Genomic DNA, 13,083 nt, shown 5'->3' with positions numbered 1-13,083 from the left:
TTATACCTTCCCGGGTCAGCGGCTTGACAGGAAATAAAAACTGCTTCATAATCTCGTTTCTCTGCTTCTGGCAGATTTGTTCTTTAAAAACTTAACAGCCGATAAGTGTGGGCGCTGGGTAACAAGCAGCATGGCCCGACGCGGATTTGGTTCTCACGAACCGGTCCTGTGTTGGAAATGCAAACAAGTTATACCAAGTGCTCGCACAGATAGAAATGAAGAAGTAAGGTTAACACCAAGCTTTGTCATTTCTTTTGAGTGATGCAAGCGAACCGTAGCTTTCTGTCTATTTATAGACAAGGAACTACGATTACAGGAATTGAACTGAAGAGTTTGATCCTGGCTCAGATTGAACGCTAGCGGGATGCTTTACACATGCAAGTCGAACGGCAGCACGAAGGAAGCTTGCTTTCTTTGGTGGCGAGTGGCGAACGGGTGAGTAATATATCGGAACGTGCCCAGTAGCGGGGGATAACTGGCCGAAAGGTCAGCTAATACCGCATACGCCCTACGGGGGAAAGGGGGGGATCGCAAGACCTCTCACTATTGGAGCGGCCGATATCAGATTAGCTAGTTGGTGGGGTAAAGGCCTACCAAGGCATCGATCTGTAGCTGGTTTGAGAGGACGACCAGCCACACTGGGACTGAGACACGGCCCAGACTCCTACGGGAGGCAGCAGTGGGGAATTTTGGACAATGGGGGAAACCCTGATCCAGCCATCCCGCGTGTGCGATGAAGGCCTTCGGGTTGTAAAGCACTTTTGGCAGGGAAGAAACGGCCTGGGATAATACCCTGGGCTAATGACGGTACCTGCAGAATAAGCACCGGCTAACTACGTGCCAGCAGCCGCGGTAATACGTAGGGTGCAAGCGTTAATCGGAATTACTGGGCGTAAAGCGTGCGCAGGCGGTTCGGAAAGAAAGGTGTGAAATCCCGGGGCTTAACCTCGGAACTGCACTTTTAACTACCGGGCTAGAGTACGTCAGAGGGGGGTAGAATTCCACGTGTAGCAGTGAAATGCGTAGATATGTGGAGGAATACCGATGGCGAAGGCAGCCCCCTGGGATGATACTGACGCTCATGCACGAAAGCGTGGGGAGCAAACAGGATTAGATACCCTGGTAGTCCACGCCCTAAACGATGTCAACTAGCTGTTGGGGTTTATTAACCTTAGTAGCGCAGCTAACGCGTGAAGTTGACCGCCTGGGGAGTACGGTCGCAAGATTAAAACTCAAAGGAATTGACGGGGACCCGCACAAGCGGTGGATGATGTGGATTAATTCGATGCAACGCGAAAAACCTTACCTACCCTTGACATGTCTGGAAGATTCAAGAGATTGAATTGTGCTCGCAAGAGAACCGGAACACAGGTGCTGCATGGCTGTCGTCAGCTCGTGTCGTGAGATGTTGGGTTAAGTCCCGCAACGAGCGCAACCCTTGTCATTAGTTGCTACATTCAGTTGAGCACTCTAGTGAGACTGCCGGTGACAAACCGGAGGAAGGTGGGGATGACGTCAAGTCCTCATGGCCCTTATGGGTAGGGCTTCACACGTCATACAATGGTCGGGACAGAGGGATGCCAAACCGCGAGGTGGAGCCAATCTCAGAAACCCGATCGTAGTCCGGATCGCAGTCTGCAACTCGACTGCGTGAAGTCGGAATCGCTAGTAATCGCGGATCAGAATGTCGCGGTGAATACGTTCCCGGGTCTTGTACACACCGCCCGTCACACCATGGGAGTGGGTTTCACCAGAAGTAGGTAGCCTAACCGCAAGGGGGGCGCTTACCACGGTGAGATTCATGACTGGGGTGAAGTCGTAACAAGGTAGCCGTATCGGAAGGTGCGGCTGGATCACCTCCTTTAAGAGCAAGCCACTGTGCTTGTTGTCATAGCGTCCACGCTTATCGGCTGTTTGTTTAGTAACATGGTCTGAAGTCCAAGCACTGCAGTCAACGCAGACGGCAGTGGTCACGACTAGGGGGTCAGTAGCTCAGTCGGTTAGAGCACCGTCTTGATAAGGCGGGGGTCGATGGTTCGAATCCATCTTGACCCACCACGGTTTTTGGCGATAGGCTTAAAAACGGGGGATTAGCTCAGCTGGGAGAGCACCTGCTTTGCAAGCAGGGGGTCGTCGGTTCGATCCCGTCATCCTCCACCAGGCGCTCAGTCAAGAGTGGCTTGATTGAATTGATCGCAGCTTAGTGCTGCGCTTGATTGTAAATCAGGATACTGCTGACTGGGTTTCATCTTCGGGTTTTTGCCCGAGTGGGAATTCAGTAGTATTACCATGTTCTTTAACAATCTGGAAGAAGCACAACAAATGTAAATATCATGATCGACTTAATTGTCGTGATGGGTAATTTACGGGTTGTGATTGCAAAATCAATTGTTCAAAAGTTCTAAGATTCAAGCAACATTGCGTTCTTCGGGATGCAAGGTTGATGAGCCTTTAATGGAATTGAACGGCACAAACACGCGAAACTCAAATTCCTATAACCTGCAAAGTTATAGGATCAAGCGAATAAGTGCATATGGTGGATGCCTTGGCGATTACAGGCGACGAAGGACGTTGTAGCCTGCGAAAAGCTGCGGGGAGCTGGCAAACAAGCTTTGATCCGCAGATGTCCGAATGGGGAAACCCACGCCAGCAATGGCGTACCGTGCAGTGAATACATAGCTGCACGGAGCGAACCGGGTGAACTGAAACATCTCAGTAGCTCGAGGAAAAGAAATCAACCGAGATTCCGGAAGTAGCGGCGAGCGAAACCGGAAGAGCCGTGACGAGATAGCACTTCAAATAGTCGAATGGTCTGGAAAGGCCAGCCGTAGCATGGTGATAGCCCTGTAGACGAAATTTGGAGTGTGAGACTAGGCGTCAGACAAGTAGGGCGGGACACGTGAAATCCTGTCTGAAGATGGGGGGACCATCCTCCAAGGCTAAATACTCGTAATCGACCGATAGTGAACCAGTACCGTGAGGGAAAGGCGAAAAGAACCCCGGAAGGGGAGTGAAATAGATCCTGAAACCGTATGCATACAAACAGTAGGAGCCCCCCTTTAAGGGCTTTCGGTGCGGCGCAGCCGCATCAAAAGATCATAGGCTGAAGCAGATCCCGAGCGGATTTGTAGAGAGTCCTTAAAGGGGGGTGACTGCGTACCTTTTGTATAATGGGTCAGCGACTTACATTCAGTGGCAAGCTTAACCGAATAGGGAAGGCGTAGCGAAAGCGAGTCCGAATAGGGCGAATTAGTCGCTGGGTGTAGACCCGAAACCAGGCGATCTATCCATGGTCAGGTTGAAGGCACGGTAACACGTGCTGGAGGACCGAACCCACTAATGTTGAAAAATTAGGGGATGAACTGTGGATAGGGGTGAAAGGCTAAACAAGCCTGGAGATAGCTGGTTCTCTCCGAAAACTATTTAGGTAGTGCCTCACATGATTACTGCCGGGGGTAGAGCACTGTTATAGCTAGGGGGTCATGGCGACTTACCAACCTATGGCAAACTCCGAATACCGGCAAGTACAGTGTGGGAGACAGAGCACCGGGTGCTAACGTCCGGACTCAAGAGGGAAACAACCCAGACCGCCAGCTAAGGTCCCTAAAACGGGCTAAGTGGGAAACGAAGTGGGAAGGCATAGACAGTCAGGAGGTTGGCTTAGAAGCAGCCATCCTTTAAAGAAAGCGTAATAGCTCACTGATCGAGTCGTCCTGCGCGGAAGATGTAACGGGGCTAAGCCAGTTACCGAAGCTGCGGGTGTGCGCCACTGGGCGCACGCGGTAGGAGAGCGTTCTGTAAGCCTGCGAAGGTGGATCGAGAGGTCTGCTGGAGGTATCAGAAGTGCGAATGCTGACATGAGTAGCGATAAAGGGGGTGAAAAGCCCCCTCGCCGTAAGTCCAAGGTTTCCTGCGCAACGTTCATCGGCGCAGGGTGAGTCGGCCCCTAAGGCGAGGCAGAGATGCGTAGCTGATGGGAAGCTGGTTAATATTCCAGCACCGTCGTGAGATGCGATGGGGGGACGGATGACTGCAAGATCATCGGGGTGTTGGATGTCCCCGTTGCTGCATCATAGAAGGCGCTTAGGCAAATCCGGGCGCGTAATTCAAGGGTGTGGGTGAACAGGAACTTCGGTTCCTGGACTGATCGGAAGTTGTCCCAGGAAAAGCCTCTAAGCTTCAGTCTCACGAGACCGTACCGCAAACCGACACAGGTGGACGGGATGAATATTCCAAGGCGCTTGAGAGAACTCAGGAGAAGGAACTCGGCAAATTGATACCGTAACTTCGGGAGAAGGTATGCCCTGGTAGTGTGAGGTGCCTGCGCACTGAGCATGAAGGGGCCGCAGTGAATCGGTGGCTGCGACTGTTTATTAAAAACACAGCACTCTGCCAAGACGAAAGTCGACGTATAGGGTGTGACGCCTGCCCGGTGCCGGAAGGTTAAGTGATGGGGTGCAAGCTCTTGATCGAAGCCCCGGTAAACGGCGGCCGTAACTATAACGGTCCTAAGGTAGCGAAATTCCTTGTCGGGTAAGTTCCGACCTGCACGAATGGCGTAACGATGGCCACACTGTCTCCTCCTGAGACTCAGCGAAGTTGAAATGTTTGTGATGATGCAATCTACCCGCGGCTAGACGGAAAGACCCCATGAACCTTTACTGTAGCTTTGCATTGGATTGTGAACCGGCCTGTGTAGGATAGGTGGGAGGCGTTGAAACTGTGTCGCTAGATGCAGTGGAGCCAACCTTGAAATACCACCCTGGTCTGTTTGCGGTTCTAACCTTGGCCCGTTATCCGGGTTGGGGACAGTGCATGGTGGGCAGTTTGACTGGGGCGGTCTCCTCCTAAAGTGTAACGGAGGAGTACGAAGGTACGCTAGGTACGGTCGGAAATCGTGCTGATAGTGCAATGGCATAAGCGTGCTTGACTGTGAGACTGACAAGTCGAACAGGTGCGAAAGCAGGTCATAGTGATCCGGTGGTTCTGTATGGAAGGGCCATCGCTCAACGGATAAAAGGTACTCTGGGGATAACAGGCTGATACCGCCCAAGAGTTCATATCGACGGCGGTGTTTGGCACCTCGATGTCGGCTCATCTCATCCTGGGGCTGTAGCCGGTCCCAAGGGTATGGCTGTTCGCCATTTAAAGAGGTACGTGAGCTGGGTTTAAAACGTCGTGAGACAGTTTGGTCCCTATCTGCCGTGGGCGTTGGATACTTGACGGAGCCTGCTCCTAGTACGAGAGGACCGGAGTGGACGCACCGCTGGTGTATCGGTTGTCATGCCAATGGCATTGCCGAGTAGCTACGTGCGGAAGAGATAAGCGCTGAAGGCATCTAAGCGCGAAACTCGTCTGAAGATTAGGTATCCCGGGGGCTTGACCCCCCTGAAGGGTCGTCCGAGACCAGGACGTTGATAGGCTGGGTGTGGAAGCGCAGTAATGCGTGCAGCTAACCAGTACTAATTGCCCGTGCGGCTTGATCCTATAACCTTGCAGGTTAGCCAAAGGCTTGCCTGTATGAGAATAGTGAATCGTGTGTAAAGCCCAATTCAATTCGAACGCAACAAACAATCGTACAAAACAACCCGTGCAAAGCAGGCCTAAAACCTGCTACACTGCGCCGCTGTCAAATCGACACGCCGCACAGCAATGCACAGTGTGCTTCTTCCAAATTCGTGCGCTAGTCCTTAAAAAACTAGCACACAACCAGTTATGCTTGACGACCATAGCAAGGTGGCCCCACTCCTTCCCATCCCGAACAGGACAGTGAAACGCCTTCGCGCCGATGATAGTGGGTGGACACCTGTGAAAGTAGGTCATCGTCAGGCTTTTATTCCGCAAAACCCCTGCAGCTTATCCGCTGCAGGGGTTTTGTCTTTTCAGTTGAATATTCGTTAGAATGAACTCCGATCTAATTGCGGCGTCTGCACGCCCCGGAGGTTTCATGACTCAAGACGATAGCCCCCACAGCCCCCACATCGACAGGGGCCTGACGCAAGGCCAACTGGTTCATTTGATGTATGCCCTGTTTGCCATCGGCGTGCTGTCAGCCGGCTTACTGGGCGCGGCAGCCATTGCGGCGGTGGTGTTGGCTTATCTTAAGCGCAGCGACATGGTGGGGACGGTCTATGCCGGCCACATCGACTGGATTATTCGTACATTCTGGTGGGGCTTGCTGTGGATGCTGATCAGTGCCGCCCTGATGCTGATCTTCGTGGGCTATGCCACGGGCCTGGTGGCCTTTATCTGGATTATTTATCGCATCATGAAAGGCTGGCTGGCGCATTTCTCGGGTGAGACCCCCCTGCCTGGCCTGTAAGCGTTTTGGTGCAGGATGCGGTTCGTGGGGGGTAATACACCCCGGTCACTGCATCCTGACCGGCCTGTGTGCTGCCCTGGGCGGGGTGATGCCTGGTTGGGATCACCCATTGGGCCATGGGATGGCCCTGGGGCAGAACAGGCTTATTTCAGATGTTGGCTGACGAGTTTGGTCAGCTCGAACATTGAGACCTGGTCTTTGCCGAACAAAGGACGCAGCTTATCGTCGGCATTGATATTACGACGGTTAGCTGGGTCTTGCAGGTCGTGTTTCTTGATGTATTCCCAGATTCGTTTGGTGACTTCCGTGCGGGGCACGGCTTCATCGCCAATGACGGCAGCCAGGATAGCGCTGGGTGTCAGGGGCTTCATGAAGGCCGCATTGGGCTTGCGTCCGGGTTTTTCGGTGGTTGCCATGAAACAGGCTCCTACTTGATTGAATGAATAGCCCCCGAAGCTTAACGCGTGTTCCCCTCAAAGACAAAGCGCCTGCCTAAAAAAAGCAGGTTTTTCCTCTGGTGTAGTAAAAATGACCTCTAAAATCCCTTTATCTGATGTGCAGGCGGCCCATGCCGCAGCGGGCAGCACTGCCATACAACGATTGACCCTGGCGCGCCCGGATGACTGGCACCTGCATTTGCGTGATGGCGCGGTGCTGCACAGCGTGGTGGCAGACTCTGCACGCCAGTTTGGCCGCGCCATCATCATGCCTAACTTAAAGCCGCCTGTGCTGACGACTGCTGATGCGCAGGCTTATCGGGATAGGATTTTGCGCGCCTTGCAGGCTGTGGGGCTGTCCGCTGGGGATTTTCAGCCGCTGATGACCTTATACCTGACGGACAATACGCCTGCGGACGAAATCCTGCGCGCCAAGGACAGCGGCCTGGTGCATGGGGTGAAGCTATATCCGGCCGGGGCGACGACGCACTCGGATGCCGGGGTGACGGATCTGCTGGGGCATTGTCGTGCCGCGCTGGATGCCATGCAGCGCTGTGGGATGCCTTTGCTGGTGCATGGCGAGGTCACCGATCCGGCGATCGATCTGTTTGATCGCGAGGCGGTCTTTATCGATCAGGTGATGCGGCCCTTGCGTCAGGCTTATCCGGCACTGAAGGTCGTGTTCGAGCATCTGACAACGGCAGAAGGGGTGGCCTATGTGCGTCAGGCCGAAGGCCCGGTGGCGGCGACCATCACGGCACACCATTTGCTGTACAACCGCAATGCCCTGTTCCAGGGTGGGTTGCGGCCTCACTGGTACTGCTTGCCTGTCCTGAAGCGCGAACGCCATCGCTTGGCCTTGCTGGATGCTGCCACCAGCGGGGATGCACGGTTTTTTCTGGGCACGGACAGCGCACCGCATCCTCGGGGGGCAAAAGAGCAGGATTGCGGCTGTGCGGGTTGTTATACGGCGCGCCATGCCATGGCGTTGTATGCGACAGCCTTTGAATCCGTTGGACGGCTGGATAGACTGGAATCGTTTGCCAGCCTGAACGGGCCGGCCTTCTATGGCTTGCCAGTGAATCAGGGAACGCTGACTTTAGTGCGTTCCCCCGAGGTGATTCCGGCGACACTGCCGTTGGCGGGCGAAGAACTCGTGCCCTTGGCGGCAGGGGAATCGCTGGATTGGCGGGTACAGGATTAAGGTGGCTCGGCTTCAGTCGCTGTTTTTTTCTTCCAGGGTGGTCCAGCGCTCGAACAGGGCATCCAGCTGCGTTTCCAGGGTATCCAGCTCAAGCTGAATGCGATTGGCCTCATCGGGGCCTTCACGATAGAGATCAGGATCAGAGAGCGCAGCGGCAAGCTTGGCCTGTTCGACCTCCAGGGTGGCGATCTGGTCGGGCAGCTTGGCCAGCTCGTCGGCTTCCCAGGGGGCCAGACGGTTGCGCCGTGGGCGATCGGCCAAGGACTCGGGTTCGGGAGACACTGCGCCGGACGGGCCTGACATTGGCGCCTGGGCTGGCTGAGCAACAACGTCTGGCTTGCGGGCGGCAGCGGAGGCCGATGCTTGGGGCCGCTGGGCTTCCCAGTCGGCATAGCCGCCGACGTATTCCTGCCAGTGTCCATCTGCTTCGGCGGCAATGGTTTGTGTGACGACATTGTCCAGGAAGCTGCGGTCGTGGCTGACCAGCAAGACAGTGCCCTGGTAGTCCTGCAGCAGGCTTTCCAAGAGCTCCAGCGTGTCAATGTCCAGATCGTTGGTGGGTTCGTCCAGCACCAGAATGTTATGCGGCTGGGCGAACATCCGAGCCAAGGCCAGGCGGGCGCGTTCTCCGCCAGAAAGGCTGGATACGGGGGAATGCGCGCGGGCGGCGGGGAACAGAAAGTCCTCCAGGTAGCTCATGACGTGCTTGCGCTGGGTGCCGATCTCCACCCAGTCACTGCCTGGACTGATGGTGTCGGCCAGGGTGGCGGACTCATCCAGGTGATCGCGCATCTGGTCGAAGTAACCGATGGATAGGTTCGTGCCCAGGCGCACGCTGCCATGCTGGGGGGTGAGTTCCCCCAGAAGGATGCGCAGCAGTGTGGTTTTGCCCGCGCCGTTGGGGCCGATCAGGCCGATGCGGTCGCCGCGCAGAATCAGTGTGCTGAAGTCGCGGATCAGGACGCGGTCATCGAAGCCGTGTGTAACGTTTTCGAGTTCGGCGACTTGCTTGCCCGAGCGTTGGCCGTCACTGACGGCAAAGCGCACCTGGCCTTGCTGATCGCGCCGTGCCGTGCGTTCGCGGCGCAAGGCTTCCAGGCGCCTGACGCGGCCTTCGTTGCGCGTGCGGCGAGCTTCGACACCCTTGCGGATCCAGACTTCTTCTTGGGACAGCAGCTTGTCGAAGCGGGCATTGGCCTGTTGCTCGGCTTCCAGCCATTGGGCCTTGCGGGTTTGCCAGTCCGAGAAGTTTCCCGGAAAGCTGAATAGCTGGCCGCGGTCGAGTTCAATGATGCGCGTGGCGACCTCGTCCAGGAAGCGCCGGTCGTGGGTGATCAGCACGATTGTCATGCGGGCCTGGCGCAGCAGGGTTTCCAGCCAGGCAATCCCCTCGAAGTCCAGATGGTTGGTAGGTTCATCCAACAGCAGCAGATTGGGTTCTTCGACCAGGGCCCGGGCCAGGGCGACGCGCTTGCGGGTGCCGCCGGACAGGCCGGCAATCAGCAGGTCGCCATCCAGGCCCAGGGAGTCAATCAGGGATGCCGCGCGGGCGCCACGCGACCAGTCTTCGGCCGCCAGATAGTCCCCTTGGAGATACTGCAGAATAGTTTGGTCTTCGGGCAGGCTGGGTTCTTGTTCGACTGTGGCGACACGCAGGCCTTTTTGACGGCGGATGTCGCCATCATCCAGCTGGGTGCGTCCATCCAGCACCCGCAACAGGGATGATTTGCCTGCTCCATTGCGCCCGATCAGGCCAATACGCTCGCCGTTTTGCAGGGCCAGGTCGGCACGGTCGAGCAAGGGGTGGTGGCCATAGGCCAACTGAGCCTGGGTGAGAGCAAGCAGGGTATCGGACATATCAATGAAATCTCTGTAAACGCGTCAGGCAGGGCCGGTGAATTCAGCCAAAATCCTATTGTCGCAGTTTGTGCTGCCTGGCGTACAATGCGGCTGCGGGGCAGATCGGGCAATCGCGGGATGAAAATTCCGAGGAAGGTCCGGACTCCATCGGGCAGGGTAGCGGCTAACAGCCGTCCGGCGAGCTACGGCAAGCCGAGGAACAGGGCCACAGAGACGAGACTGCCACGAGGGTGTCCAATAGGGCACTCCGGTACGGCCACTCCGTACTGCCTGTCGGCTTGGCCGATAGGGCGTGGCAGGGTGAAACGCGGTAACCTCTATCCGGAGCAACATCAAATAGGCATGCGCCGGCTTCGTGCCGACAGGGCGGCCCGCCCTAGCATGCGGGTAGATGGCTAGAGCTGGTCAGTAATGGCCAGACCAGAGGAATGATTGCCCGTCGGGTTCGCCCGGCGTACAAAATCCGGCCTATAGATCTGTTCCGCACTTTTCTTTCTGCTGTGCCGCCCATAGGGAATTATGCGTATGCGGCAGCCGCTGCGCCTGTGCTACCCTGAATACAACTTTCGAACCGACGGCCTGCCCAGGTCGGATAAGTTTCGTATAGGGCGGGTACGCCTGCCGGATTCCATACACGGATATCCAGCAGGAGACCTCGGTGACAGATTCGACAGTTACATCCCTGTCGGGCACGGCCCTCAGCCAGCGACCTCCGCTGCTTGAAGTCCGCGATCTGGCGAAAAGCTTCGGCGGCCTGCGGGCGGTGGATCGCTGCTCCTTTCAGGTTCAGCAGGGCACCATTACCGGTTTGATCGGCCCGAATGGCGCGGGCAAGACCACGGCATTCAATCTCATTACAGGCTTCATTCGGCCAGATTCCGGCCAAATCTTACTGGATGGTCAGGATATCGCGCATTTGCGGCCCGATCAGGTCTTTGCGCGTGGCCTGTGCCGTACTTTTCAGATTCCGCGTGAACACGGCACCATGAGCGTCCTGGAAAACCTGCTGCTGGTGCCAGCGGGACAGTCCGGCGAATACTGGTGGAATGCCTTGCTGCGTCCGGCGCAGGTGCGTGCCGAAGAATCCACCAATCTGGCCAAAGCCCTCGAGGTCCTGGATTATCTGCAGCTGTCGCACGTCAAATACGAGTACGCCGCCAATCTGTCAGGCGGCCAAAAGAAGCTGCTGGAAATGGGCCGCATGCTGATGGCCGATCCACGAATCATTCTGCTGGACGAGCCTGCCGCCGGGGTCAACCGCACTTTGCTGCAAAGCATTATCCATAATATTCAGGCGCTGGCCCGTGACCGTGGCATTACTTTTTTGCTGATCGAACACGACATGAACATGGTCATGAGCCTGTGCAATCCGGTGATTGTCATGAGCGAGGGACGCAAGCTCGCCGAAGGTGAGCCCGAGGCCGTGCGCAACAATCGGGCAGTGCTGGAAGCCTACCTGGGAGGGCAATATGCCGCTACTGCAGGTTGATGCCATCACGGCAGGGTACGGGGATACCGAAATCCTGCGCAATCTATCCATTGTGGTCAACGCGGACGAGGTCATTTCCATCATCGGGCCCAATGGCGCGGGCAAGTCCACCTTGATGAAGACCATTTTTGGCCTGTTGCATCCCCGCCAAGGGGGCATCACATTTGATGGGCACGATATTTCCCGGACGGCGCCTCACCAGATCGTGCGCCTGGGCATGTGCTATGTGCCCCAGGTGGCCAATGTGTTCACCACGCTGACCGTCGAGGAAAACCTCGAAATGGGGGCCTTCCCTTTGGGGGCGGCGGATCTTGCCGAGCACAAAAACCGTGTCTACGAGATGTTCCCCAAACTGCGCGAGCGACGGCGTCAGTTGGCGGGGAAAATGTCAGGCGGAGAACGGCAGATGGTCGCGATGGGCAGCGCCTTGATGATGAATCCAAAACTGCTGCTGCTGGACGAACCCACTGCTGCCTTATCGCCCAAGCTCGTCGACGAGATTTTCGAGCGCATTGCCCGGATCAATGAATCCGGGATTGGCGTGTTGATGGTCGAACAAAATGCCCGCCAGTCCCTTGGCATGGCGCATCGCGGCTATGTTCTGGCGAATGGCGAAAACCGCCACGAGGGCACGGGGCGCGACTTGCTCGATGATCCCAATGTAGGGCGCCTTTATCTGGGGGGCTGATTCCGATGGCTGATTCTGCACAATCTGCAAACAATAGTCTGGATGCCACCGATCCTCTCGAGAATGCCGTGGTGGATGCACGGGATGCCGCTGGCGCACGCAGCAGCCGTTTTGTCGGCGGGGTGTTATTGCTGGTGCTGGTCGGCATGTGGGTGGCCGGCTGGCTTTCAGGCACGGATGCCCAGGAGATGCTGTCGCTGACTGCCTGGGGCGTCATGCTGGGGGGGATTATCGCCTTGGGGGGGATCGGATTGACCCTGTGCTATGGGGTGCTGAAATTCCCCAATTTCGCCCACGGGGAGTTCCTGACCCTGGGTGCTTACATCACCTACGGGATGGTGTTGGTCCTGCCGCAGTCCAATCCCATCTGGCAGTTTTCCTTCGGTTGGGAACTCCTGGCCGGGATTCTGGTGGCTGCCGTCGTGACGGCCCTGGTGGCCATACTCATCGACCGCCTGCTGTATCGCCCCTTGCGCAGGCATCGCTCGCCGCTGGTGTTGCTGGCCATGGCATCCCTGGGCATGGAGTTCTTGCTGCGCGGCATTGTCTATCTGATCTGGGGCTCGGATTTCCATTTTTATTATTCGGGTCGATCCAACCCCGCCCTGTCCTTGCCGCTGGGGCTGCGCCTGCAGGCGGACCAGATCTTCGTCTTTGTGCTGGCCATTGTGCTGGTGGCTCTGCTGTACTGGATGCTGACCCGAACCCGGATCGGCAAGGCCATGCGCGCCACGGCAGATAACCCGGACCTGGCCCAGGTGCGTGGCATCAATACCGAACAGGTCATTGCCTGGACCTGGGCGATTGGCGCCGGGCTGGCCGCCGTGGGCGGGGTCATGTACGGGCTGGCATCGCAGATGCGGCCGGACATGGGTTTTGTGTTGTTGTTGCCGCTGTTTGCCGCCGTGATCATGGGGGGCATAGGCAGCGCCTGGGGGGCGTTGGTAGGGGCCATCATCATCGGGGTGGCCATGCAGCTGACCTCGGCCTTTCTCAATCCCGCCTATGGCCCGGCGGTGGCTTTTGTTTTGATGGTGCTGGTGCTGCTGATGCGGCCCCAGGGCCTGTTTGCTCAACGCTAGG

At 56.7% G+C, this 13,083-nt stretch carries 7 protein-coding genes, 2 tRNA genes, 3 rRNA genes and 1 other RNA gene; 11 read left to right on the top strand and 2 right to left on the bottom strand.

Going from position 1 to position 13,083, the window contains the following annotated elements:
- Positions 1 to 321 precede the first annotated feature (321 nt).
- The 6 genes from VDP81_RS05820 (at position 322) to VDP81_RS05795 (ending at position 6,322) form a co-directional block, all read left to right on the top strand.
- Positions 322 to 1,864 (top strand): 16S ribosomal RNA (locus VDP81_RS05820).
- 117 nt (positions 1,865 to 1,981) lie between these two features.
- Positions 1,982 to 2,058, top strand: a tRNA-Ile gene (locus tag VDP81_RS05815).
- Positions 2,059 to 2,084: 26 nt separating this feature from the next.
- A tRNA-Ala gene (locus VDP81_RS05810) sits at positions 2,085 to 2,160 on the top strand.
- Positions 2,161 to 2,513: 353 nt separating this feature from the next.
- A 23S ribosomal RNA gene (locus tag VDP81_RS05805) occupies positions 2,514 to 5,487 on the top strand.
- Positions 5,488 to 5,718: 231 nt separating this feature from the next.
- A 5S ribosomal RNA gene (gene rrf / locus VDP81_RS05800) occupies positions 5,719 to 5,831 on the top strand.
- Together the 16S, 23S and 5S rRNA genes with 2 tRNA genes alongside form the textbook arrangement of a ribosomal RNA operon.
- A gap of 116 nt (positions 5,832 to 5,947) precedes the next feature.
- Complete coding sequence (locus VDP81_RS05795) at positions 5,948 to 6,322, top strand: hypothetical protein (RefSeq protein WP_322996596.1); 375 nt, start codon at positions 5,948 to 5,950, stop codon at positions 6,320 to 6,322.
- A 143-nt stretch (positions 6,323 to 6,465) separates the two neighbouring features.
- Here VDP81_RS05795 and VDP81_RS05790 read toward each other — a convergent pair whose 3' ends face one another.
- Positions 6,466 to 6,738, bottom strand: a complete 273-nt coding sequence (locus VDP81_RS05790) for an SWIB/MDM2 domain-containing protein (protein WP_322996597.1) — start codon at positions 6,736 to 6,738, stop codon at positions 6,466 to 6,468.
- 112 nt (positions 6,739 to 6,850) lie between these two features.
- On the opposite strand from VDP81_RS05790, the gene pyrC reads away from it, so the two are divergent.
- The gene (gene pyrC / locus VDP81_RS05785; protein WP_323011790.1) at positions 6,851 to 7,963 is read left to right on the top strand and encodes a dihydroorotase; all 1,113 of its coding nucleotides are present in this window, start codon (positions 6,851 to 6,853) and stop codon (positions 7,961 to 7,963) included.
- Positions 7,964 to 7,975: 12 nt separating this feature from the next.
- On the opposite strand, the gene VDP81_RS05780 is transcribed toward pyrC, so the two are convergent.
- A complete protein-coding gene (locus VDP81_RS05780; protein ID WP_322996599.1) occupies positions 7,976 to 9,820 on the bottom strand; it encodes an ATP-binding cassette domain-containing protein in 1,845 nt (614 codons plus the stop codon).
- A gap of 97 nt (positions 9,821 to 9,917) precedes the next feature.
- On the opposite strand from VDP81_RS05780, the gene rnpB reads away from it, so the two are divergent.
- From rnpB to VDP81_RS05760, 4 genes are all read left to right on the top strand, one after another.
- Positions 9,918 to 10,310, top strand: an RNA gene (gene rnpB / locus VDP81_RS05775) — RNase P RNA component class A.
- A 171-nt stretch (positions 10,311 to 10,481) separates the two neighbouring features.
- The gene (locus tag VDP81_RS05770; RefSeq protein WP_322996600.1) at positions 10,482 to 11,312 is read left to right on the top strand and encodes an ABC transporter ATP-binding protein; all 831 of its coding nucleotides are present in this window, start codon (positions 10,482 to 10,484) and stop codon (positions 11,310 to 11,312) included.
- Entirely contained in the window at positions 11,293 to 12,000 is a 708-nt protein-coding gene (locus VDP81_RS05765) for an ABC transporter ATP-binding protein (protein WP_322996601.1), read from the top strand. The genes VDP81_RS05770 and VDP81_RS05765 overlap by 20 nt, the downstream gene beginning before the upstream one ends.
- A gap of 5 nt (positions 12,001 to 12,005) precedes the next feature.
- On the top strand, positions 12,006 to 13,082 hold the full coding sequence (locus tag VDP81_RS05760) for a branched-chain amino acid ABC transporter permease (RefSeq protein ID WP_323011789.1): 1,077 nt from the start codon (positions 12,006 to 12,008) through the stop codon (positions 13,080 to 13,082).
- Position 13,083: the final 1 nt, after the last annotated feature.

Source organism: Castellaniella sp., from assembly GCF_034675845.1.
Taxonomy (GTDB): domain Bacteria; phylum Pseudomonadota; class Gammaproteobacteria; order Burkholderiales; family Burkholderiaceae_B; genus Castellaniella.
Note: the sequence above shows the minus strand (reverse complement) of the source record. Positions and strands in the feature narration are given on the sequence as shown.